Below are 22,149 nucleotides of genomic sequence, written 5' to 3' on the forward strand. Positions count from 1 at the left end.
CGACGGGCCTGCCCCGGCGGGGCTTTCCTGCCCTCCCCGGGTCCCCCGAGGGTAGCGGTCATCCGCCGAGGAGGGCGGCGAGTACGGCACAGGGATCCGGGCCGGGGCTCCCGCGCGGCCACCAGTCCTCCGCGCCGGGCTCTGACTCGTACCCGTACCAGAGGCCGTCGCGGCCCAGCCGGAGCTGATGGCGGTCGCCGGAGAGGCGGTTGCGCCAGGGGCGGAGGGCGGTCCGCTCGGCGGCGCCCGGGAGCCGGGCGGCGATGAGTGCGGGCCTGGCCCGGTCGAAGGGGCCCGCGGGCGGGTCCCACGCCTCCTCCAGCACGGCGAGGGCGGCCCGCCCGCCCTGCCGCCAGGCCGCGACCGCGCGCGCCAGCTCGGTCGGGGTACGGCCGGTGGCCCCGGCGAGATCGCGGTAGAGGGCGCGGGTGGAGGCGGTCAGCCCGGAACCCGGATGGGCGGCGGCCAGCCGGACCGCGTCCTCGTGGACGCTCAGCCCGGCGACCGGGTCGGTGCCCTCGGCGAGCAGGGCATGGGCCCGCACGGCGGACTCACCGGCCAGCAGATCCAGCGCCATCGGGTCGGGCGCGCCGGGAGCATGGGGGTACGAGGGAGGCCGGCCGGGGCGCTCCGGCGGGGGGAACGGGGGCGGCAGCGGGGGCAGTCGGCGCGGCGCCGACGCGGTGTGCGCCGGGACCGTGGCGGGCGGTGGCCCGGCCGGTGGCGGAGCGGGGTGGTCCGCATGACGGCGGGTCAGCTCCGCGAGGATGTCGTGCTCGCTCCGGCCCCGCATCAGGAAGAGGACGAAGGGGTCCTCGTCCAGCAGCCGCGCCGCCTGGTAGCAGAGGGCCGCCGCGTGCTTGCAGGGGTAGCCGTCGTCGGGGCAGGAGCAGTCGGGGACGAGATCGCCCGCCGTGGGCAGCAGCTCCGCCACCTCGGCCAGCTCACGGGGTACGTCCTTGTCGAGCAGGGCGGCGATGTGCTCGGGGCGGGCGGCGGCGGTGGCCAGCAGCAGCTCCCAGCTCTCGTCGGAGAGGGTCCGCAGCCGGATCTCGGTGCGGTACGGGCGGGCCCGGCCGCCCTGGACGGAGGCGGTGATCCGGCCCGGGGTGACGGTGACGGCGGCGACCCGGCCCCGGGCCGCGTATCGCCGGCCCCGGCCGAGCCGGGCGGGGTCGAGCGCGGCCTTCTCCAGCGCCTCCACCCAGGCATGTCCCCACCAGGTGGTGGCCGCGCCCGGGCCGCCGCTGCCGCCCGTGTTGTCTGTGCCGCCTGCGCCGCCCGCGCTTTCTGTGCCCTCTGTGTCTTCCGTGCCTTCTATGTCTTCGAAGGGAGGCGGCGCGAGGAAGGTGCGGCGCCGGTCGTCCGGCCGGGCGGCCCGGGTGGCCCGGCCGGTGTGCCGGACGCGCTCCCGGACGCCGGGGGAACGGCGGGGGACGGCCCCGGCGTCCTGGCCCGGAAGGCGGTCGTCGGTGCGGTCCGGCGGCGGGGTCATCCCGGCCCCCTCCTCAGCGAGACAAGATCGGCCAGCTCACGGTCGGTCAGCTCGGTCAGCGCCGTCTCCCCGCCGCCGAGGACCGCGTCGGCCAGGGCCTTCTTGGCGGCGAGCAGCCCGGCGATCCGGTCCTCCACGGTGCCCTCCGTGATCAGCCGGTGCACCTGGACCGGGCGGGTCTGGCCGATGCGGTACGCCCGGTCGGTCGCCTGCTCCTCCACGGCCGGGTTCCACCAGCGGTCGTAGTGGACGACATGGCCCGCCCGGGTGAGGTTGAGCCCGGTGCCGGCCGCCTTGAGCGAGAGGACGAAGACGGGGACGCCACCGGACTGGAAGCGGTCCACCATCCGCTCCCGCTCGGCCACCGGGGTCCCGCCATGGAGGAGCTGGCAGGGGATCCCCCGGGTGGTGAGATGCCGTACGAGCAGCCGGGCCATGGTGACGTACTGGGTGAAGACAAGGACCGAGCCGTCCTCCGCCAGGATGGTCGTCAGCAGTTCGTCGAGAAGGGCGAGCTTGCCGGAGCGGCCGGCGATCCGGGGGCCGGGTGCGCGCGGGACGGCGGAGGCCGGGGCCGTGGCGGAGCCCGAGCGGGTCCGGGGGCGTCCGGAGGCACGCTCGCGGGGCGGCTGTTCCTTGAGGAACTGGGCGGGGTGGTTGCAGATCTGCTTGAGATCGGTGAGCAGCTTCATCACCAGCCCCCGGCGGGCCATGCCCGCCGCCCCCTCGATGGTGGCCATCGCCTCGCGGACCACCGCCTCGTACAGCACGGCCTGTTCCCGAGTGAGGGGGACGGGGTGGTCGGACTCGGTCTTCGGCGGCAGCTCGGGGACGATCCCCGGGTCGGACTTGCGGCGCCGCAGCAGGAACGGCCGGACCAGCCGGGCGAGCCGCTCGGCGGCCTCGGGGTCCTCGCCCAGCTCCACCGCGCGGGCATGGCGGGCCCGGAAGGTCTTCAGGGGGCCCAGCAGACCGGGCGTCGTCCAGTCCAGCAGGGCCCACAGCTCGGAGAGGTTGTTCTCGACGGGGGTGCCGGTGAGCGCGACCCGGGCGGGCGCGGGAACGGCGCGCAGTGCTCGGGCGGTGGCGGAGCGGGGGTTCTTGACGTGCTGGGCCTCGTCGGCGATCACCATCCCCCAGCGCTGTCCGGCGAGGCGCTCGGCGCGGCCCCGGAGGGTGCCATAGGTGGTGAGGACGAAGCCGCCGCTCCCGCCGGTGCCGACCTCGTCGGTGTCGGTGGTGTCTGCGTTGTCGGTGTTGTCGGTGTTGTCGGTGGCGGTGTCATCGGTGGGGATGGGGTCGCCGGGGAGGGAGCGGTCGGCGCCGTGGAAGCGCCGGACCGGCACCCCGGGGGCGAACCGGGCGATCTCCCGCTGCCAGTTGCCCAGCAGGGAGGCGGGGCAGACGACCAGGGTCGGCTCGGGCCGGGCGCGGTGGAGGTGGAGGGCGATCACCGTGACCGTCTTGCCGAGACCCATGTCGTCGGCGAGGCAGCCGCCCAGGCCCAGTGAGGTCATCAGGTCCAGCCAGGCGAGCCCGCGCGCCTGGTAGTCGCGCAGGGTGGTGGCCAGCCCGGCGGGCGGGGCCATCGGGAGGGCGCCGCTGGTCAGCCGGTCCCGGAGTTCGGCGAGGGCCCCGGTGGGCACGGCCTCGACCGTCTCGCCGTCGACCTCGGTGGTGCCGCCGAGCACCGCGGCGAGGGCGTCGACGGGGCTCAGCAGACCCAGCTCCCGCTTCCGGGCCTTGCGGACCAGTGCGGGATCGACCACCACCCAGCTGTCCCGCAGCCGGACGACGGGGCGGTGGGACTCCGCCAGGACATCCATCTCGCTCTCCGTCAGCGGATCCCCGTCGAGGGCGAGCTGCCAGTGGAAGGCCAGCAGATCCTGGCTTTCGAAGAAGGGGGTGCCGTCGGTGGCGGAGCCCGGGGCGGGACGGACGGCGGCCCGGGCGGTCAGGGAACGGGCCAGCTCACGCGGCCAGTGGACGCTGACCCCGGCATCGGCGAGCCGGGCCGCGCCGGGACCGAGCAGCTCGGTCAGCTCGTCCTCGGTGAGCGCCAGCACATCCGGCGCCGCCCGCTCCAGCAGCCGGGCGAGCGGGGGCCAGACCCGCGCCGCCCGGCGCAGGGCGAGCACGGTGTCGATCCGGGCACGCGGCCCGAACCCCGGCGCCTCCCCCGCCCAGAGCCGGGCGGCGTCCACCACGAGGGTGGGGTCGGCGAGGCTGTGGACCTGGACGACGGCGGCCCCCGCGTCATGGACCGCTCCGGCGACCGGGACCGCCCCGGCGGGATCGGACGGCCCGATGGGATCAGCGGACTCGGGCTCGGTGGGCTCGCTGTCGAAGAGCCGGAAGGCCGAGAGGTCCAGCCGGAGCGAGACCCGGACCCCCGCGTCCATCGCCGCCGACGCGTCGGCGGCCCAGGCGCGCAGGGCGGGCAGCCGCCTCGGCTCGGCGGCGGCGAACGGCTCCCCCGCCGCGTGCGCCGCGGCCGGGGTGCGCGGCATGCTGTCGGCGACCACGTCGAACAACGCCCGTACCAGCGCCTCCGGCTCGGGCAGCAGCACGGCGGCCGGCCCGGGGACGGGTGTGGCGTACGCCTCGTACGGCATGGCGGCGGCGATCGCCCGCAGCTGGGCGATGTCATCGGCGTCGAGCGGCCCCGCCCGCCAGGTGTCGTGGTCGGTGGGGGTGAGTCCGGGCAGCAGCCGGCCGCGCGCCACGAGATGGAGCGCGTGCAGTACGGCGGCCCCCCAGCAGGCCGCGGCGGGGTGGGCGGCAGGGTGGTGCCGGGCCCGGATCAGGGCGGGCAGGGCCTCGGCGACGGGGAGGACGACGGCGGGCACGGTCCGGTGCCCGGCGGGTGCGGGTGCGGGTGCGGGTTCGAGGTCGGGGGCGGCCGGGGCGGACGGCGGACGGGTGCCGGGCGGGGGCTCCGGCCGCGGGGCGGCCACGACGGTGATCGTGTCCAGGGCGCCGGGCGGCGCGGTGCCATCGGGGTGCCAGAAGGCGATCCGGCCCCGGCGGGGCGGATCGGCGGGGAGGAAGACGGCCGCACAGGAGTACGGAGGGTATGGCGTGTCCGGGGTCCCGGCTGTCATCGCGGTCGCCTCCCTCCCTGTGGTCCCGGTGCCGACCGGCCGTGGGGGGGGCGCGGCCGGACGGCTCCGATGGCCGACGGCCTCGTACCCGCGTACCGCTTCCCCGCTCCACGACTTCCTTGCTCCACGAGCCTACGACGGGGGTCTGACAACGCGGCTCGGGCGCCCGTCCCTCCTGGTCGGAGCGGTGGGGGTGGCGGGCGGCACAGGGAGCGCCCGGGCACGGAAGGGGGCGCCGGGTGGGGTACGGGAGGGTCGGGGCGAGGGGGTCATCCGGGCGCCTGTTCCGGCCCGATGGGGTCGTCGGCCACCGGCCGGGCGGCGGAGTCGGGCCCGTCCGGCGCCGGGGCGGGAGAGCCCGCCCCGTCCGGTGGTACGGCCCCAGCGCCTCCGGGCGGTCCGGACCCCCGGTTTCCTTCGTCGCCCTCGGTCAGCTCCGTCAGCTCGGGCCGCTCGATCGGGGTGCTTCGCTCGGCCGGCTCGATCGGAGGGGTCCGCTCCGGCTCCCGCACGGCCGGTTGGGCGGGCCGCGCCTCCGGGGCGGCGACCGGGGTCTGCTGTGCCCGTTCCAGGAAACGCAGCAACTCCACCGGGAAGGGCAGCACCAGGGTGGAGTTCTTCTCCGCGGCCACCGCCACCACCGTCTGCAACAGCCGGAGCTGGAGCGCGGCGGGCTCCTTGGACATCTCCCCCGCCGCCTGTGCCAGCTTCTTCGACGCCTGGAGCTCCGCGTCCGCGTTGATCACGCGCGCCCGGCGCTCACGGTCGGCCTCCGCCTGCCGGGCCATCGACCGTTTCATGGTCTCGGGCAGCGACACATCCTTGATCTCGACCCGGTCGATCTGCACACCCCACCCCATGGCCGGGCTGTCGATCATCAGCTCCAGCCCCTGGTTGAGCTTCTCCCGGTTGGAGAGGAGATCATCGAGATCGCTCTTGCCGATGATCGAACGCAGCGAGGTCTGGGCCATCTGCGAGACCGCGAACCGGTAGTCCTCCACCGCGATGATCGCCTCGGGTGCGTCCACCACCCGGAAGTAGACGACGGCGTCGACACGTACGGTGACATTGTCCCGGGTGATGCCCTCCTGGGCCGGTACCGGCATCGTCACGACCTGCATATTGACCTTGCGCATCCGGTCCACCACCGGAACGACCATGGTGAATCCGGGGCCCCGGGCCTCGCCGTGCAGCCGGCCGAGCCGGAAGACCACACCCCGTTCGAACTGCTTGACGACCCTGGCGGCGGCCAGCGAGTACACCACCAGCGCCACGATCAGGGCCACACCCGCAGTCACCAGCGCCTCGACCATCGGGGGGCACCCCCTTGCGTCCGAGCCGACCACTCCCTACCACGGTATGCCCGCGGCACCCCGTACGACCAGGTATGGCCGACATGGCCGACACTCTGCCGGGTCCGGCCCCCTCGGACGGGGGCCGGACCGGGGGTCAGCGGCGGAGCCAGCCGTGGCCGACGTACCAGTGCCCGCCGGAGCGCAGATGGTCCCCGATCGCGCGTTCCAGGGAGGTGCGGCGCGGCAGCGTTTCCACGGGGAGTTCCGGGTCACCGAAGACGAAGCCGATGACCGCGGAGTCTGCGGGCTCGGTCCACTCCCCGTGCACGGAGAAGCGTTCCTGGAAGCGCCGGATATTGGAACGCTCGGGCAGCACCTCGGCGAGCTGGGGATCGAGCAGCCAGGAGTGGCAGGTCAGCAGGGGATAGGACGCTTCGGGGAAGCACCGGGCGAAGAAGGTCTCCGCCGCCTTGAACGCCCGGTCACAGGCGTCGGGGGTGAACGGGCCGAGGAAGTCGGGGATGTGCAGATCCAGCACGGAGTCGTCCGGGCCGTAGGGCTCCCCGATCGACCGCAGCCCGTTCGCCATGCGCTCCTCGAGCCGGGTGGGCTGGAACTGGAGCCGTCCCAGCTGGTACAGCTCGCCCCGGAAGTGGAGCGCGGGCCAGCCGGGGTGGTCCAGTCCACCCGTACCATGACGCCTCCGGTGCAGCGCCATATGACGGCCGAGATCGGCCAGCGTGCGGCGGGAAACCGCCTCGGGCACGGACCTCTCCCGGTGGTGGGCCCGGATGTACGGGAGCATCGCGACCAGCACACACACCGGGAAGTAGCGCCGCAGCGCGTCCCCCGGGGCGCCTTCGGCACCGTACGCGCCCTCGCCGAGGTCGGGCTCCGGACTGTGCTCCTCCCAGTCCCCGCAGATCCTGCCGATGCCCTCCACCTGCCGGCCCGCCGTCGCCGCCAGCAACCGCCGCAGACCGGGGTCGGCCCTGGTCCGGGCGGAGACGGCGAGCAGTTCGGCCATGTCCTCATGGGGGACGGTGAGATCGATCAGCGCGTCCGCGAGGTCGTCGTGGTCCGGCAGTGCGATATCGAAGGTGGTCATCCGGTTTCCCCTCCCGTGATTCCGGCGGCCCCGTCCCCCCGCCGGGCCTGCGGTGCGGGGGCCGGCCGGTCCCGTGGGGCATCCTGGAAGGCGGAGGCGAGACCATGCGCACCGGAAGTGAACCCGTCACCGCGCGCAGCGCGCTGCGGATGCGGTTCTGGCTGAGTGTATGGGGTGTGGTGTGGACGAGTGCGGGTACGGCGCTCTTCGCCCTCGCCGGTCATCCGGGCTGGGCGGCGCTCTGCGGGGCGCTGCTGGTGGTCGTCCTCGCCGATCTGGTGATCGTCGTCCGCCACATCCGGCAGGGGCCGCATTTCCAGCCGGGCCGGGACATCCCTCCGTATGAACCGGTCCATGACCGGCCGCTGCCGCCCCGCCCTCCGGAGTCCGGAAACCCGCCCTGGCCAGGGACGATACGAAGAGATCCCCCGGGTGACGGCGAAGACCCCGGGCAGGGCGGGCCCACCTCCCCCTGACGGGCCCGGGGCCCGCATCCGACAGCCCTGACACCCCGCCGGCGCGTCGGCATCCCCTGGCCGACGGGCCTAGGCCCCCAGGACCGCGACCAGCAGACCCACCGCCGCTATCACCAGACCGGCGGCCACGAATCCCCGGTCCACACCGGTCCGTTCATGTCCGGCGACGACGACCTCGCGCGGATCGTCCGGGTCGTAGGCGAGCCGTACATCCGTCCCGGCGGGCAGCGGCACCGGGGAGACGATCTCCATGATCCGGCCGTCCCGGGTCTCATACGCCAGCGACGGGCGCTCGGCCCCCGGCGGCGGGGACTTCACCAGGGCGATGGCGTAGTGGCCGGAGCGGGTCACCCGCCGGGTGCGGTACAGGCCATGGAGGCCCGCGACCACGGCCACCAGCCCGCCCAGGGCGGTGAAGACGGCGAAAACGATCTGCACTGGCGTGATGCTAGCGCCGTCGGGGCACCGGCGCGGGCGGCTTGACGGAAGCCTGATGCCGCCCCGGAGCCGACGTCATCCCGGAGCCGACACATTCCGGCGCAGGTGTCGTTCCGGAACGGGCGTCGTTCCGGAACAGGCGTCGTTCCGGAACAGGTGTCATGCCGACCCATCGGCTCCCGGGGCCGGGGCGGCCCGGCGGCCCAGTTCCGCCCAGACCTCCCGGACCTGCCGCTCCAGCTCCTCACGCGAGCCGTCGTTGTCGATGACGAGATCCGCGATGGCGCGCCGCTGCTCCCGGGTGGCCTGTGCCGCCATCCGTGCCCGCGCTTCGGACTCGGTCATGCCGCGCAGCTCCACCAGCCGTCCCAGCTGGGTCGCGGGGTCGGCGTCGACCACGACGACCAGGTCGTAGCGGGGGGCGAGTCCGTTCTCGGTGAGCAGCGGAACATCGTGGACGACGATCGCGTCGGGGCCCGCAGCGCCCTCCAGTTCCTGGGAGCGCGCGCCCACGAGCGGATGGACGATGGCGTTGAGCGTGGCCAGCCGCTCGGGGTCGGCGAAGACGACGGCGCCGAGAGCGGGCCGGTCGAGACTTCCCTCGGGGGTGAGGATCGCGGGGCCGAAGGCGTCCACGACGGCGGCGAGCCCCAGCGTACCGGGCTCGACGACCTCGCGGGCGATCCGGTCCGCGTCGATGACCACCGCGCCGTACGACGCCAGCAGCCGGGACACCTCGCTCTTGCCGGCGCCGATTCCGCCGGTCAGTCCTACGGACAGCATGGGCCGCAGCCTAGCCGCCCGGCCGGTGACCCGGCCGCCGGGGTGCGGTCCTGAGGTCTCCGGTGACCGGGGCTCAGGAGTCGCCCTCCCGTTCGGCGAGGAAGCGCTCGAACTCCTGCCCGATCTCATCGGCCGAGGGCAGATCCGCCGGTTCGGCGACCAGGCTGCCCCGGGTCTCGGCGCCCGCCAGCGCGTCGTACTGGTGCTCGAGGCCCTGCACCAGGGCGACCAGCTCGGCGTCGCCCTCGCCGATCTGACGCTCGATCTCGTTCTGGGTGCGGTGGGCCTCGGTGCGCAGGGCGTGCGCGACCCCGGGAAGCACCAGTCCGGTGGCGGCGGTGATGGCCTCCAGCGCGGTCAGCGCGGCGTCCGGGTAGGCGGAGCGGGCGACATAGTGCGGCACATGGGCGGCGACACCGAGGACATCGTGGTCCGACTCCATCAGCCGGTACTCGATCAGCGACTCGGCGCTTCCGGGCACCTGGGCCTCGTCGAAGGGGCTGCGATGGCCCGGCATGAGATCGGTGCGGTTGCCGTGCGGGGTGAGACCGACGGGACGGGTGTGCGGTACGCCCATGGGGATGCCATGGAAGTTCACCGCGAGGCGGACCCTGAGCCGGTCCACTATCTGGGTGACGGCGGCGGTGAACCGCTCCCACTCCACATCGGGCTCCGGGCCGGAGAGCAGCAGGAAGGGGGCGCCGGTCGCGTCCTGGACGAGCCGCAGCTCGATGCCCGGGGTCTCGTACGCGGTCCAGCGGTCGCGCCGGAAGGTCAGCAGCGGGCGGCGGGCCCGGTAGTCCACGAGCCGGTCGTGGTCGAAACGGGCGACCACCTGGTGGGGCAGGGTTTCCAGGAGGTTGCGGACAATCTGCTCACCGGTCTCCCCCGCGTCGATGTATCCGTCGAAGTGGTACAGCATGACCAGGCCGGCGGACTCCTGTGCGAGCGCCATGTCGACGACCGCGAGCCCCTTCGGCTCCCATTCGTACAAGCCCTGCGGATCATCCAGCACGATTACCGTTCCTCCTCGTGTTCACTACGCCACAACGTGCGGTGGCGGACGGGCATTCCCGTCACCCACGCGGACAGGCATTCCTGTCGACCCATCAGCACCAGGAGGACACCCCTGGCACGCCCCCTCGGAGAGGGCAGGGGTCCGCCGTATCCCCAGGTGATGGGTGCGCGGGACGAGGACGGTGCGGCGTGGTGCGGTGCTGTGCAGCGGTACGGGCGTGGCCCGGGGATCTCCGGCGGTGGGTGGCCCGGTGTCCCCGGCCGTGTGCAGTCTGCCCCGCCCCCCCCCAAAGCCGATCCGGAGGGAAGCCGGAGTGGAACCGGAGCCTCCAGGGAGCGGGGCCGCAGCCGTGGCGGCGACGTGCCCCGGACATGACCGAGGCCCGCTCCCCCAAGGGGGAGCGGGCCTCAGCTGTGGCTATCCGTCAGCCGCTGGTGGCGTCGAGCGTCAGCTCTGGCCGCCGGCCAGCTTCTCGCGGAGGGCGGCGAGCGCCTCGTCCGACGCCAGGGCGCCGGAGTTGTCGTCCGACTCCGAGGAGTAGGAACCACCGGTCGGCGCGGCGGCCGGAGCGGCGGTGCCACCCTCGGCAGCGGCGGCCTCGTCGGCCTCGCGGGACTTGATGACCTGAGCCTGGTGCTGCTCGAAGCGCGTCTGCGCCTCGGCGTACTGGGTCTCCCACGCCTCGCGCTGGGTCTCGTAACCCGGCAGCCAGTCGTTGGTCTCCGGGTCGAAGCCCTCGGGGTAGATGTAGTTGCCCTGGTCGTCGTAGGACGCGGCCATGCCGTACAGGGTCGGGTCGAACTCGACCGACGCCGGGTCGGCACCGAAGGACTCGTTGGCCTGCTTCAGCGAGAGGCTGATGCGGCGACGCTCCAGGTCGATGTCGATGACCTTGACGAAGATCTCGTCGTTGACCTGGACGACCTGCTCCGGGATCTCCACGTGGCGCTCGGCCAGCTCGGAGATGTGGACCAGACCCTCGATGCCCTCGTCCACGCGGACGAACGCACCGAACGGAACCAGCTTGGTGACCTTACCGGGGACGACCTGGCCGATCTGGTGGGTCCGGGCGAACTGCTGCCACGGGTCTTCCTGGGTCGCCTTCAGCGACAGGGAGACACGCTCGCGGTCCATGTCGACGTCGAGAACCTCGACGGTGACCTCCTGGCCGACCTCGACAACCTCGGACGGGTGGTCGATGTGCTTCCAGGACAGCTCGGAAACGTGGACCAGACCGTCGACGCCACCCAGGTCCACGAAGGCACCGAAGTTGACGATCGAGGAGACGACGCCGGAGCGGACCTGACCCTTCTGGAGGGTCGTGAGGAACGTCTGGCGGACCTCGGACTGGGTCTGCTCCAGCCAGGCACGGCGGGACAGGACCACGTTGTTGCGGTTCTTGTCCAGCTCGATGATCTTGGCTTCGAGCTCCTTGCCCACGTAGGGCTGGAGGTCGCGGACACGGCGCATCTCGACCAGGGAGGCCGGGAGGAAGCCGCGGAGGCCGATGTCGAGGATGAGACCACCCTTGACGACCTCGATGACGGTACCGGTGACGATGCCGTCCTCTTCCTTGATCTTCTCGATGGTGCCCCAGGCGCGCTCGTACTGGGCACGCTTCTTCGAGAGGATCAGGCGGCCTTCCTTGTCCTCCTTCTGGAGAACCAGGGCCTCGATCTCGTCGCCGACCTTGACGACCTCGTTCGGGTCGACGTCGTGCTTGATCGAGAGCTCGCGGCTCGGGATGACACCTTCGGTCTTGTAACCGATGTCGAGCAGGACCTCGTCCCGGTCGACCTTCACGATGACGCCGTCGACGATGTCGCCGTCGTTGAAGTACTTGATCGTCTCGTCGATCGCGGCGAGGAAGGCTTCCTCGTTACCGATGTCGTTGACCGCAACCTGCGGGGTGGTGGCGGTGGTCTCGGTGCTGCTCGTCATGTGGGAAAGGGCTCCGGTACGGACATTGAAGTCGTAGGTACTGCTACGCCGAGAGCCCGTATCGCAGCTGCAAGAAGCCGGACAGCCTTGGAGACACCGGCCGGCGGGGACTTCCGGTGAACCGGAAGCGATCCGCCCTAGGGCGCCTCGTGAACCGAGGGGACATACATACAGATGCGAGCGCGGCCTGCTCTGTCTGAGGCGCGCAGGCCCGCAGCGCAACTTGTAGCATACGGGGGCAGCCGGAGACGGTCAATGCGCGAAGACGCACACCCGGGGCGGATCGTTCCATTTCCGGCGCACCACCTGCGCGTGAAGGGCGTTTCGAGACCCTCGGCCACCCGCTCACGCCACCATGCGTCCGAAGCGCAAACTACAACGACGGTGAAGATGAGCCAATACATCAAGGACGCCGCTGACTCCCCCGCGACGGCCGGGGACGAGCCGGAGGCCACCCGCCGTGACACCGGCGCCACCGAGAGCAGCCGGGCGAGCCGGAGCTGGTGGGACCGGAACGCCGATGACTACCAGCGCGAGCACGGCCCCTTCCTCGGGGACGACCGTTTCGTCTGGGGACCGGAGGGCCTGGACGAGGCGGAGGCGGGGCTCCTCGGGCCGGCCGCGTCGCTGAAGGGCCTGGACGTACTGGAGATCGGCGCGGGCGCCGCGCAGTGCTCCCGCTGGCTGGCGGCGCAGGGCGCGCGGCCGGTGGCGCTGGACCTCTCCCACCGGCAGCTCCAGCACGCGCTGCGGATCGGGGAAGGACTGCCGCTGGTGGAGGCGGACGCGGGGGCCCTCCCCTTCCGCGACGGCTCCTTCGACCTCGCCTGCTCCGCCTATGGGGCGGTGCCCTTCGTGGCCGACCCGGTGGCGGTCTTCAGAGAGGTGCGCCGGGTGCTGCGGCCCGGGGGCCGCTGGGTCTTCTCCGTCACCCACCCCATCCGCTGGGCCTTCCCCGACGAGCCGGGGCCGGAGGGGCTGAGCGTGGCCGGCTCGTACTTCGACCGGACGCCGTACGTGGAACAGGACGAGCGGGGCCGCGCGGTCTATGTGGAGCACCACCGGACCCTCGGCGACCGGGTGCGGGACGTGGTCGCGGGCGGCTTCCGGCTGGTGGATCTGGTGGAGCCGGAGTGGCCCGCCTGGAACAGCCAGGAGTGGGGCGGCTGGTCCCCGCTGCGGGGGCATCTGATCCCGGGGACCGCGATCTTCGTCTGCGAACGGGACTGAGGGCGGGGCCCACGGGGGCCGGAGGCGGGGCCGCGGCGGGATCCGGGGCCCCGCCGTTGCGTGTGCGGGCCCTGGGCCGGGCCGCGCGGGTCCGGACGGGCCCAGGCCGCGCACGGGAGGGGCCCCGGGACGGGCCGCCGGGACGGGACCCGCCTCCCCTCCACCCCATTAGTCATATAAACCGATCACCATTTCGAAGCTGTGGAACAGTCGACGCGGGGCCCGGCCCGGCGTACGAGACTGGGCACATGATCCGAACCGACGCACTCGACCGTCTCCCGGTACGCGAGGCCCTGCCCGAGCTCTTCGCCGCGCTCGACGGGCACGGGACGGCCGTCCTCTCCGCGCCGCCCGGCACCGGCAAGACCACGCTGGTGCCCCTGGCCCTCGCCGGGCTGGCCGGGGAGCGGCCGGCCGCGCGGGTGCTGGTGGCCGAGCCCCGGCGGATGGCGGTACGGGCCGCCGCCCGCCGGATGGCCTGGCTGCTGGGACAGGAGACCGGGGACGCCGTCGGCTACACCGTCCGGGGCGAGCGGCGGGTGGGACGCTCCACCCGGGTCGAGGTGGTCACCACCGGCGTCCTCCTCCAGCGGCTCCAGCGCGACCCGGAGCTGCCCGGGGTCGATGTGGTGCTCCTGGACGAGTGCCATGAGCGCCATCTGGACGCGGACACCGCGATGGCGTTCCTGGTGGACGTCCGGGCCACCCTGCGGCCGGATCTGCGGGTGATCGCCGCCTCCGCGACCGGCGACACCGACGCCTGGGCCCGGCTGCTGACCTCGCTGGACGGGACCGCTCCTGCGCCCGTGGTGACCGGCCGGGGCGAGGGCCACGGCGCACGGGTGATCCAGGCCCCGCCGCCGGCCGGGATCCGTCCCGCCCACGGCACCTGGGTCGACCCGGCGCTGCTGCGCCATGTGGCGGCGACGGTGCGGGGCGCGCTCGACCGGGACGACGGGGACATCCTGTGCTTCCTGCCCGGCACCGGGGAGATCGCCCGGACGGCGGGGCTGCTGGACGGGGTCGACGCCGAGGTGCTGCAACTGCACGGCCGGGCCCCGGCGGCGGTCCAGGACGCGGTCCTCCGGGGCGGCGGCGGTCGGCGCCGGGTGGTGCTGGCGACCTCGGTGGCGGAGTCCAGCCTGACCGTGCCCGGGGTCCGGGTGGTCGTGGACTGCGGCCTCGCCCGTGAGCCACGGGTCGACCACGCCCGGGGGCTCGGCTCCCTGACGACGGTGACGGTGTCCGCGGCGGCGGCGGCCCAGCGGCTCGGCCGGGCGGGCCGGGAGGCGTTCGGCACGGTCTACCGGTGCTGGCCGGCCGCGGACGACGTCCGGCGGCCCCGCTTCCCCTCCCCCGAGATCAGGATCGCGGACCTCACCTCCTTCGCGCTGCGCGCGGCCTGCTGGGGCGACCCCTCGGCGACAGGGCTCGCCCTGCTGGACGCGCCCCCGGCGGGAGCCATGGCGGCGGCGGGGTCGGTGCTGACCGCGATCGGAGCGGTGGACACGGAGGGGCGGGCCACCGGGCGGGGGCTCGCGATGTCCAGGATGGGGGTCCACCCACGGCTGGCCAGGGCGCTGCTGGACGCGGCGCCCGAGGTCGGGGCGGAGCGGGCCGCCGCGGTGGTCGCCCTGCTCTCCGAGGAACCGCCGCGCGAGTACGGGGACGATCTGGCGGAGGCCTGGCGCCGGGCACGGCGGGGCGGTGACGCCTATGCGGCACGCTGGCGGGCGGAGGCCCGCAGACTGGCCGGGGCACTCCCCCGCCCGGACATGGGCGGCGGGGCGGCCCCGGGCGGCGGCGGGGGCCTCGGGGACGACGCGGTGGTCGGTCTGGTCACCGCGCTGGCCTTCCCCGAGCGGGTGGCCCGGGCGCGGGGCGAGGGGGCGTTCCTCATGGCCTCGGGCACCGGGGCGGAGGTGGGCGCCGGGTCCCCGCTGCGGGGGGCCCGCTGGCTGGCGGTCGCCGTCGCGGACCGCCCGGCGAACGCCGCGTCGGCCCGGGTTCGGCTCGCGGCGGTGGTGGACGAGGGGACGGCCCGGTCGGCGGCGGCCCATCTGCTGCGCTCCGGGACCGAGGTCGGCTGGCGGGACGGCGATGTGGTCGCCCGCCGGACGGAGCTGCTGGGTGCGATCGAGCTGGCCTCCCGCCCGGTGCGGGAGCCCGACCCCGGTGCGCTGCGGGCGGCCCTGGTGGAGGGGTTGCGGGAGGAGGGGCTCGGGCTCCTCTCCTGGAGTGCCGACGCCCGGGGGCTGCGGGAGCGGCTGGCCTTTCTCCACCGGGAGCTGGGCCCGCCCTGGCCGGATGTCTCCGACGAGGGGCTGCTGGCGGTCACCGACGAGTGGCTGGAGCCGGAGCTGTCCCGTGCCCGGCGGCGGGCCGATCTGGGGCGTGTCTCCGCCGGTGAGGCGCTGAGACGACTGCTGCCCTGGGCGGGCGGTGTGGCCGCCCGGCTGGACGAGCTGGCGCCGGAGCGGATCGAGGTGCCCAGTGGGTCCCGGATACGGCTGGAGTACGGGGGCGGCCGCCCGGTCCTCGCGGTCAAGCTCCAGGAGATGTTCGGGCTCCGGGAGACCCCCCGGGTCGCGGGTGTGCCGGTCCTCGTCCATCTCCTCTCCCCGGCCCGCAGACCGGTCGCGGTCACCGCCGACCTGGCGTCCTTCTGGGCGGACGGCTATCGCGCGGTCCGCTCCGAGCTGCGCGGGCGCTACCCCCGGCACCCCTGGCCCGAGGACCCCTCGACCGCGGAACCGACCCGCCACACCAAGGCCCGCCAGGCCAGGGAGCGCCCCTCCGGCCCCGCCTGACGCACCGCCCCGCCCACGCGGGGCCACCGGGGACGAGCCACGGAAACAGGGGGGCGGGGGCGGGGGGGGGGAGCCCCCCCCGGGGGGAAGGTCAGGTGGAGTGGGGGCGGGAGCGGGAGCGGGCTTCGAGGAGGAGGGAGAGGGCCAGCAGGGTGGCGCCGAGGAGGAGGAAGGCCCGGGGCAGGTGGGTGGTGAGCAGCAGGACCAGGGTGCGCTGGGAGCGCACCAGGTCGACGGTGTGGTCGACATAGTCGGGGCGCATCTTCACATGGCCGGCGAAGACGGTGACCCGGTCCCGGCCGCCCAGCAGGGTGCCGCCGCGCAGTTCCTCCCGGTGGATCTCCTCGCCGTTGACCGGTGCCCCGGTGACGGGGTCGACCCAGAACATGCGGCGGGTGGTGTACCAGCGGGTGGTGCCGGTCCCCTTCTCCAGGGTGGTGGCGTCGATGCCGGGGATGGGCATCTTCCGGGGGTAGGGGACCTTGGTCCAGGGGACGGTCTGCTCGAAGTAGTAGACGGTCAGCCCGCGGAAGGTGCGGGTGCCCCGGTAGTGGATGGGGGCGGAGGTGCGGGTCTGGGCGTCGAAGTAGCGGTAGTCGCGGCGTTCGGTGAGGAAGGGCCATTTGAAGGCGATGCCGTCGCGGCGGACCGGGGTTCCGTCGACGCTCTCGCCGGGGGCGTGGACGGGTGCCTGGGTATGGGCGTCGAAGATGTAGCGCTCGGGGATCTGGGAGATCATCCGGCCGTCGGGTCCCTGGACATGGGCGAGGGCGTCCCAGACGACGACATCGCGGCCGGTGGTCCGTTCGATCCGCTCGGACGCGGCCACATCGCCCTTGAGGGTCTGGACGATGGTGACCTTCTCCACCCGGCGGGAGCGCAGGGTGGTGTAGTCGAGGAGGGTGGCGGGCCGTGCCTCCATCACCACCTCCTGGTACTGCCCCGGGGGGACCTTGGCGAGGCGGGGAAAGGCGTACCAGCGCAGCAGCGGGGAGAGGGTGGCGAAGAGGACGGCGAGGGCGAGCAGCACCAGGGAGGCGCGACGGCGCATGGGCCCTCCTACTTCTTGGGGCCGGGGACGGTGGTGAGGAGGGGCCGGGGGGAGGTGTCCTCCTGGGGCGGGCCGACGGCCGTGACGGTGAGGACGAGGGCGACGGCGGCGAGCAGTCCGACAGCGGCGGCGGCTAGGGCGCGCATGGCTCGGCCTCCCGGTCTCCGGTTCCCTGGGAGCTGATGGCTCGTCAGGGGCAGGGCACCGTAGCAATCGGGCCGTGAGATGAGAACAGCCGTGCGCCGGGCAGGGCCGGGTCACCGGACGGGAGCACTGGAGGGGATCACCGGAGCGGGGCCGCGCCGGGGTACGGGACCGCCGGAGTACGGGATGGCACGCGGACGCGGGAGGGCGCCCGGACGCGGGACCGCCCCGCTGCCCGGGTGGGCGGCGGGGCGGTATCAGGTGGTACGGGCCGGGCGGAGCGTCAGCGGCGGGACGAGGCGCTCGACGAAGCGCTCGGCGAGGCGCTGGTGCTCGCGCTGGGCGAGGCGCTGCTGGTCGGGAGGGTGCTCGGGCGGGAGGTCGGCGCGGCGCTCACGGTCAGGTCCACGGAGATGGACTCGGCGCCGAAGGCGGTGAGGCGGAGGACATAGGTCCCGGCCTGTCCGTCGGTGAAGATCTTCGGCAGTTCGAGCAGACCCTTGGCGTCGGTGGTGAGACCGGTGAGGCTGCGCAGCGGCTTGCCGTCGGCGCCCTTGAAGAAGGGGCCGTTGGCGGGCGGCTTGTCCTCGCCCTTCTTCACCAGGGTCGCGGTGACGCCGACCTTGGCCGCGACGGCGCCCTTCAGGGTGGCCCTGACCTTGACCTGGTCGGCGAACTCGGCGTCGGTGACGGCCGTCAGCGGCTTGTTGCCGACGCGCAGCAGCTGGTCCGCCGTGCGGGCGGTGACCTGGGCGTTGACATCGACCGGGTCCACCGTGAGGCCGACGACGGTGGCGCGCACGGTGAACGCCTCGGTCTTCTCGCCCGCGGTGAGCACCGGCGCGGTGACCTTGCCGTCGGCGGCGGTGGTCCGGATGGCGGTGGTGCGGTCGCCGGGGAAGCGGGCGTCGGTCGCCCCGATGATCTCGAAGCGGATGCCCTGCCGGGCGACCGGGCGGCCCTTGGTGTCCTGGGCGCGGAGGATGATCCGCCCGGCGAAGTCCTGGCCGGCGACGGCGGTGATGGTGCCGGGGCCGGTGTTCTCGATCCGCTCCACGGTGGGCGCGGCCGGGGGCTTCGTCGGCGGGTCGGTGGGCTTGGTCGGCGGCTTCGTCGGGGGCTTGGTGGGCGGCTGTGTCGGCTTGTCCCCGCCCCCGGGCTTCGGCTTGGTGACCGGCGGGTCGGCCTTCGGCGGGATCGTGGGTCCGTCGGGGCGGGTGGCCGGGCTGTCGGGGGTGTTGGTGGAGGGCAGCTGGCCGGTGCCGTCGGGCACGGAGTGCGTGCCCTTCTTGTAGTACTCGAACCAGGAGAGGACGGTCCGCAGATAGGCCCGCGACTGGTTGTAGCTGAGGATGGCGCGGTCGAGGTCGGCCTGCCGGTCCAGGTCCCGCTCACCGGCGCAGAGGTAGCGGGCGGCGGCGAGCGCGGCGTCGTGGATGTTGTTGGGGTCCTTGCGGCCGTCGGCGTTGGCGTCCTGGCCCCAGGTCGCCCAGGTGGAGGGGATGAACTGCATGGGGCCGACGGCGCGGTCGTAGGTGGTGTCGCCGTCGTAGGCGCCGTTGTCGGTGTCGGAGATATTGGCGAAGCCGACGCCGTTGAGGACCGGGCCGAGGATGGGGCTGCGGGTGGTGCCGTCGGCGGTGACCTGTCCGCCGCGCGCCTGGCCGGACTCCACCTTGCCGATGGCGGCCAGCAGCTGCCAGGGCACATGGCAGCCGGGGTCGGTGGCCGCGACGGTCTTCTCGGCGTTCTTGTACGCGGTCAGGATGGTCGCGGGTATGCCCGCCTCGGACGCCGGCTTCCCCTGGGCGGGGAGGTCGATGCTGGCTCCCGGCTTGTCGGGGGTGGTCAGCGGCGGGAGGTCGGTGTAGTAGGGGGAATTGCCGGTGGCCGCGGGCTCGTTCCCGGGCTCCCCGTCGGGGGCGCCCTGCCCTGCGTCACCGCCGCCCCCGAGGTTCGCGTGGGTGATGCCGGGCGCCTGCGAGGCGGAGAGGGCCGCGACAGCCGCAGCGGCCACCGCCGTGGTCGTCGCTCCCCTGCGCAGCCGTCGGCTGAATTCCGCTGCCATACGTCTGTTTCCCTCCCCGAAAGCGGCTGTTCGCGCTCCCCAGTGCGATAACGGAAATATCTCTGGCGACCCTACGACACCTGTCGGCCGGGGAACACCACACCCTGACCGGTTTTCACCAGTTCGCCATCTCACGGACCGGAAACCCCCCGAGCCGGGCGGTTTCCCCGGTCCCGAGGTCACCGGCGGCGGTGGAGCCCCGCCCGTGCCCCGCCCGCGGTGGTGGTCGTCGGCGGGCCCGCCCCGGCCGGCGGCTGCCGCCCGAAGGAGCCGTTCCGCGGGGCCGGGTGGCGCGGTCGCCACCCGGCCCGGGAAGGGGCTCAGTGCGCGGCGGACTCCCAGTCCCGGCCCACGCCGACCGAGACATCCAGCGGGGCGCTCAGCTCGGCGGCGGCGGACATCTCCCGGCGCACGACGGCCTCGACCGCCTCGCGCTCGCCCGGGGAGATCTCCAGCACGATTTCGTCGTGGACCTGGAGCAGCATCCGGGAGGAGAGTCCGGCCTCGCGCAGGGCCCGGTCCACCCGCAGCATCGCAATCTTGACGATATCGGCGGCGGTGCCCTGGATGGGGGCGTTGAGCGCCATCCGCTCGGCGGCCTCGCGGCGCTGGCGGTTGTCGCTGTTGAGGTCGGGCAGATAGCGGCGGCGGCCCAGCATGGTGGCGGTGTAGCCGGTGGCTCGGGCCTCGTCCACGACATCGCGGAGATAGTCCCGGACGCCGCCGAACCGCTCGAAGTAGGTGTCCATCAGCGCCCGTGCCTCGCCCGCCTCGATATTGAGCTGCTGGGAGAGGCCGAAGGCGGAGAGCCCGTACGCGAGGCCGTAGGACATCGCCTTGATCTTGCGCCGCATCTCGGCGTCGACGTCGGAGGTCGCAACGCCGAACACCTGGGAGGCGACGGTGTTGTGCAGGTCCTCGCCTGAGGCGAAGGCGCGGATGAGCCCTTCGTCCTGGGAGAGGTGGGCCATGACCCGCAGCTCGATCTGGCTGTAGTCGGCGGTCATCAGCGACTCGAAGCCGTCGCCGACGACGAAGCCCCGGCGGATGGCCCGGCCCTCGTCGGTGCGGACCGGGACGTTCTGGAGGTTGGGGTCGGTGGACGAGAGCCGGCCGGTGGCCGCCACCGTCTGGCTGAAGGTGGTGTGGATGCGTCCGTCGCCCGCGACGGTCTTGATCAGGCCTTCGACGGTGGAGCGGAGCCGGGCCTGCTCGCGGTGGCGGAGCATGATGACCGGCAGCTCGTGCTCGGTCTGGGTGGCGAGCCAGGCGAGCGCGTCCGCGTCGGTGGTGTATCCGGTCTTGGTCTTCTTGGTCTTGGGGAGGTTCAGCTCGCCGAAGAAGACCTCCTGGAGCTGCTTGGGCGAGCCCAGGTTGAACTCATGGCCGACGGCGGCGTGGGCCTCCTTGACCGCCTGCTGCACCGCCCCCGCGAAGAGCTGCTCCATGGACTCCAGATGGTCGCGGTCGGCGGCGATGCCATGGCGCTCCATCCGGGCCAGGAGGATGGAGGTGGGCAGCTCCATGTCGTGGAGCAGTTCGGTGGCGCCGACCTCCTGGAGCCTGTCGGTGAAGGCGTCGCCGAGGTCGAGCACGGCACGGGCCTGGGCCATCAGGGCCTCGGCCTCGGCGTGCTCGTCGGTGCCGAAGGCGAGCTGCCCGTCGGCGGTGGCGGGGGCCAGCTCGCGGTGGAGGTATTCGACGGAGAGGGCGTCGAGGGCGAAGGAGCGGCGGCCGGGGGTGACGAGATAGGCGGCGAGGGCGGTGTCCATGGTGATGCCGTCGATCTGCCAGCCGCGCTCGGGGAAGACCCGCAGGGCGTCCTTGGCGTTGTGCATCACCTTGGGCCGGGCGGGGTCCTGGATCCAGGCGGCGAAGGCGTGCTCGTCGCTCTCGTCGAGCCGGGTGGTGTCGAACCAGGCGGCGTTGCCGTCGGCGGCGGCGAGGGCGATCTCGCTCACCTCGCCGGTGCCGAGGGCCCGGCTGGTGACGGTGGCGACACCGAGCGGCTGTCCGCCGTGGCGCTCCAGCCAGGGGGCCAGCTCTCCGGTGGCGAGGACAGCGCCGTCCAGCTCGACCCCGGCGTCGGGTACGGGGGCCTGGTCCTCCTCGGCGCCCGGGTCGACGGCGAGCAGCCGGTCGCGCAGGCTGGGGTTGCGGATCTCCAGGATCTCCAGGAAGTTCCGCAGGGCGGTGCGGTCGTACGGGGCGCGCTCCAGGCCGGCGACGGTCCTCGGCAGCTCGACGTCGCGGACCAGCTCGGTGAGGTGGCGGTTGAGCTTGACCGCTTCGAGGTGGTCGCGGAGGGACTGGCCGACCTTGCCCTTGACCTCGTCGGCGCGCTCGACCAGCTCGGCGAAGGAGCCGAACTGGTTGATCCACTTGGTGGCGGTCTTCTCGCCGACGCCGGGGATGCCGGGGAGGTTGTCGGACGGGTCGCCGCGCAGGGCGGCGAAGTCGGGGTACTGGGCGGGGGTGAGGCTGTACTTCTCCTGGACCTTCTCCGGGGTGAAGCGGGTCAGCTCGGAGACGCCCTTGGTGGGGTAGAGCACCGTGGTGTGCTCGCTGACGAGCTGGAAGGAGTCCCGGTCGCCGGTGACGATCAGGACGTCGAAGCCCTCGGCCTCGGCCTGGGTGGCGAGGGTGGCGATGATGTCGTCGGCCTCGAATCCGTCGACCGCGAACCGTGCCGCGTTCATGGTGTCGAGGAGCTCGCCGATCAGCTCGACCTGGCCCTTGAAGGCGTCGGGGGTGGCCGAGCGGTTCGCCTTGTACTCGGGGAAGTCGTTCGACCGCCAGGTCTTGCGGGAGACGTCGAACGCCACGGCGAAGTGGGTGGGCGCCTCGTCACGCAGGGTGTTCGCCAGCATCGACGCGAAGCCGTAGATGGCGTTGGTCGTCTGGCCGCTCGCGGTCGTGAAGTTCTCCGCGGGCAGCGCGAAGAACGCCCGGTACGCCAAGGAGTGCCCGTCCATGAGGAGCAGGCGGGGACGGGGGTCTTCTGGGGTCTTCTTCGATGCTGTCCGATCCACGGACACGATCCTGCCACGGACCACTGACATCGCCGTCCACACCGCCCGGAGGGGCGCCGTTGTCGGTGGCGCGTGACAGGATCGGTGGGTGGGTGGTGGTGTCCCGGTCCACCGCTCCGTAACCGAGGACCGCGTACCGAGGACCGCGTACCGAGG

Annotated in this window: 14 protein-coding genes and 1 pseudogene; 3 read left to right on the top strand and 12 right to left on the bottom strand. The window is 73.5% G+C overall.

Annotated elements, in window-relative coordinates; translation table 11 throughout:
* Window positions 1-58: 58 nt before the first annotated feature.
* The 4 genes from ABT354_RS14300 to ABT354_RS14315 all read right to left on the bottom strand — a co-directional run bounded on the left by ABT354_RS14300 (window position 59) and on the right by ABT354_RS14315 (window position 7,002).
* Window positions 59-1,495, bottom strand: coding sequence for an SWIM zinc finger family protein (locus ABT354_RS14300; RefSeq protein ID WP_351493241.1), 1,437 nt, complete (start codon window positions 1,493-1,495; stop codon window positions 59-61).
* Window positions 1,492-4,599, bottom strand: coding sequence for an SNF2-related protein (locus ABT354_RS14305; RefSeq protein WP_351493244.1), 3,108 nt, complete (start codon window positions 4,597-4,599; stop codon window positions 1,492-1,494). Before ABT354_RS14305 ends, ABT354_RS14300 begins: the two co-directional genes overlap by 4 nt.
* Before the next feature lie 269 nt (window positions 4,600-4,868).
* Window positions 4,869-5,912: a slipin family protein gene (locus ABT354_RS14310; protein WP_351493246.1), complete on the bottom strand. Its 1,044-nt coding sequence runs from the start codon at window positions 5,910-5,912 to the stop codon at window positions 4,869-4,871.
* Window positions 5,913-6,048: 136 nt separating this feature from the next.
* Window positions 6,049-7,002 (bottom strand): acyltransferase domain-containing protein, encoded by a 954-nt coding sequence (locus ABT354_RS14315; protein WP_351493249.1) that lies wholly within the window; start codon window positions 7,000-7,002, stop codon window positions 6,049-6,051.
* A gap of 104 nt (window positions 7,003-7,106) precedes the next feature.
* Here ABT354_RS14315 and ABT354_RS14320 point away from each other — a divergent pair.
* Window positions 7,107-7,382, top strand: a pseudogene (locus tag ABT354_RS14320) (DUF6343 family protein); the annotation flags it as partial.
* Between the two features lie 165 nt (window positions 7,383-7,547).
* On the opposite strand, the gene ABT354_RS14325 reads toward ABT354_RS14320, so the two are convergent.
* The 4 genes from ABT354_RS14325 to rpsA all read right to left on the bottom strand — a co-directional run bounded on the left by ABT354_RS14325 (window position 7,548) and on the right by rpsA (window position 11,658).
* A complete protein-coding gene (locus tag ABT354_RS14325; RefSeq protein ID WP_351493253.1) occupies window positions 7,548-7,916 on the bottom strand; it encodes a DUF3592 domain-containing protein in 369 nt (122 codons plus the stop codon).
* Window positions 7,917-8,075: 159 nt separating this feature from the next.
* Window positions 8,076-8,699 (bottom strand): dephospho-CoA kinase, encoded by a 624-nt coding sequence (gene coaE, locus ABT354_RS14330; protein WP_351493255.1) that lies wholly within the window; start codon window positions 8,697-8,699, stop codon window positions 8,076-8,078.
* A gap of 73 nt (window positions 8,700-8,772) precedes the next feature.
* Window positions 8,773-9,711: a PAC2 family protein gene (locus tag ABT354_RS14335; RefSeq protein WP_351493669.1), complete on the bottom strand. Its 939-nt coding sequence runs from the start codon at window positions 9,709-9,711 to the stop codon at window positions 8,773-8,775.
* 453 nt (window positions 9,712-10,164) lie between these two features.
* Window positions 10,165-11,658: a 30S ribosomal protein S1 gene (rpsA, locus tag ABT354_RS14340; protein ID WP_351493257.1), complete on the bottom strand. Its 1,494-nt coding sequence runs from the start codon at window positions 11,656-11,658 to the stop codon at window positions 10,165-10,167.
* 390 nt (window positions 11,659-12,048) lie between these two features.
* On the opposite strand from rpsA, the gene ABT354_RS14345 reads away from it, so the two are divergent.
* On the top strand, window positions 12,049-12,888 hold the full coding sequence (locus ABT354_RS14345) for a class I SAM-dependent methyltransferase (RefSeq protein WP_351493260.1): 840 nt from the start codon (window positions 12,049-12,051) through the stop codon (window positions 12,886-12,888).
* 248 nt (window positions 12,889-13,136) lie between these two features.
* Entirely contained in the window at window positions 13,137-15,698 is a 2,562-nt protein-coding gene (gene hrpB, locus ABT354_RS14350; protein WP_351493262.1) for an ATP-dependent helicase HrpB, read from the top strand.
* Between the two features lie 91 nt (window positions 15,699-15,789).
* Here hrpB and pgfA read toward each other — a convergent pair whose 3' ends face one another.
* The 4 genes from pgfA to polA all read right to left on the bottom strand — a co-directional run bounded on the left by pgfA (window position 15,790) and on the right by polA (window position 21,936).
* The gene (pgfA, locus tag ABT354_RS14355) at window positions 15,790-16,749 is read right to left on the bottom strand and encodes a cell envelope lipid trafficking protein PgfA (RefSeq protein ID WP_351493264.1); all 960 of its coding nucleotides are present in this window, start codon (window positions 16,747-16,749) and stop codon (window positions 15,790-15,792) included.
* Between the two features lie 8 nt (window positions 16,750-16,757).
* Window positions 16,758-16,895: an SPW_0924 family protein gene (locus tag ABT354_RS14360; protein WP_351493266.1), complete on the bottom strand. Its 138-nt coding sequence runs from the start codon at window positions 16,893-16,895 to the stop codon at window positions 16,758-16,760.
* 281 nt (window positions 16,896-17,176) lie between these two features.
* A complete protein-coding gene (locus ABT354_RS14365) occupies window positions 17,177-18,961 on the bottom strand; it encodes a lytic transglycosylase domain-containing protein (protein ID WP_351493268.1) in 1,785 nt (594 codons plus the stop codon).
* A gap of 320 nt (window positions 18,962-19,281) precedes the next feature.
* On the bottom strand, window positions 19,282-21,936 hold the full coding sequence (gene polA, locus ABT354_RS14370) for a DNA polymerase I (RefSeq protein WP_351493671.1): 2,655 nt from the start codon (window positions 21,934-21,936) through the stop codon (window positions 19,282-19,284).
* Between the last annotated feature and the right edge of the window lie 213 nt (window positions 21,937-22,149).

Origin of the sequence: Streptomyces sp. NPDC000594 (assembly GCF_040299965.1) — a bacterium.
GTDB lineage: Bacteria > Actinomycetota > Actinomycetes > Streptomycetales > Streptomycetaceae > Streptomyces.

Excerpts from the sequence above, each read along its gene's own strand:
- ABT354_RS14345 (WP_351493260.1), top strand. The coding sequence starts at position 12,049 with ATGAGCCAATACATCAAGGACGCCGCTGACTCCCCCGCGACGGCCGGG.
- ABT354_RS14360 (WP_351493266.1), bottom strand. The coding sequence starts at position 16,895 with ATGCGCGCCCTAGCCGCCGCCGCTGTCGGACTGCTCGCCGCCGTCGCC.
- ABT354_RS14300 (WP_351493241.1), bottom strand. The coding sequence starts at position 1,495 with ATGACCCCGCCGCCGGACCGCACCGACGACCGCCTTCCGGGCCAGGAC.
- hrpB (WP_351493262.1), top strand. The coding sequence starts at position 13,137 with ATGATCCGAACCGACGCACTCGACCGTCTCCCGGTACGCGAGGCCCTG.
- rpsA (WP_351493257.1), bottom strand. The coding sequence starts at position 11,658 with ATGACGAGCAGCACCGAGACCACCGCCACCACCCCGCAGGTTGCGGTC.
- ABT354_RS14365 (WP_351493268.1), bottom strand. The coding sequence starts at position 18,961 with ATGGCAGCGGAATTCAGCCGACGGCTGCGCAGGGGAGCGACGACCACG.
- ABT354_RS14305 (WP_351493244.1), bottom strand. The coding sequence starts at position 4,599 with ATGACAGCCGGGACCCCGGACACGCCATACCCTCCGTACTCCTGTGCG.
- ABT354_RS14315 (WP_351493249.1), bottom strand. The coding sequence starts at position 7,002 with ATGACCACCTTCGATATCGCACTGCCGGACCACGACGACCTCGCGGAC.
- coaE (WP_351493255.1), bottom strand. The coding sequence starts at position 8,699 with ATGCTGTCCGTAGGACTGACCGGCGGAATCGGCGCCGGCAAGAGCGAG.
- ABT354_RS14310 (WP_351493246.1), bottom strand. The coding sequence starts at position 5,912 with ATGGTCGAGGCGCTGGTGACTGCGGGTGTGGCCCTGATCGTGGCGCTG.
- polA (WP_351493671.1), bottom strand. The coding sequence starts at position 21,936 with ATGGACGGGCACTCCTTGGCGTACCGGGCGTTCTTCGCGCTGCCCGCG.
- pgfA (WP_351493264.1), bottom strand. The coding sequence starts at position 16,749 with ATGCGCCGTCGCGCCTCCCTGGTGCTGCTCGCCCTCGCCGTCCTCTTC.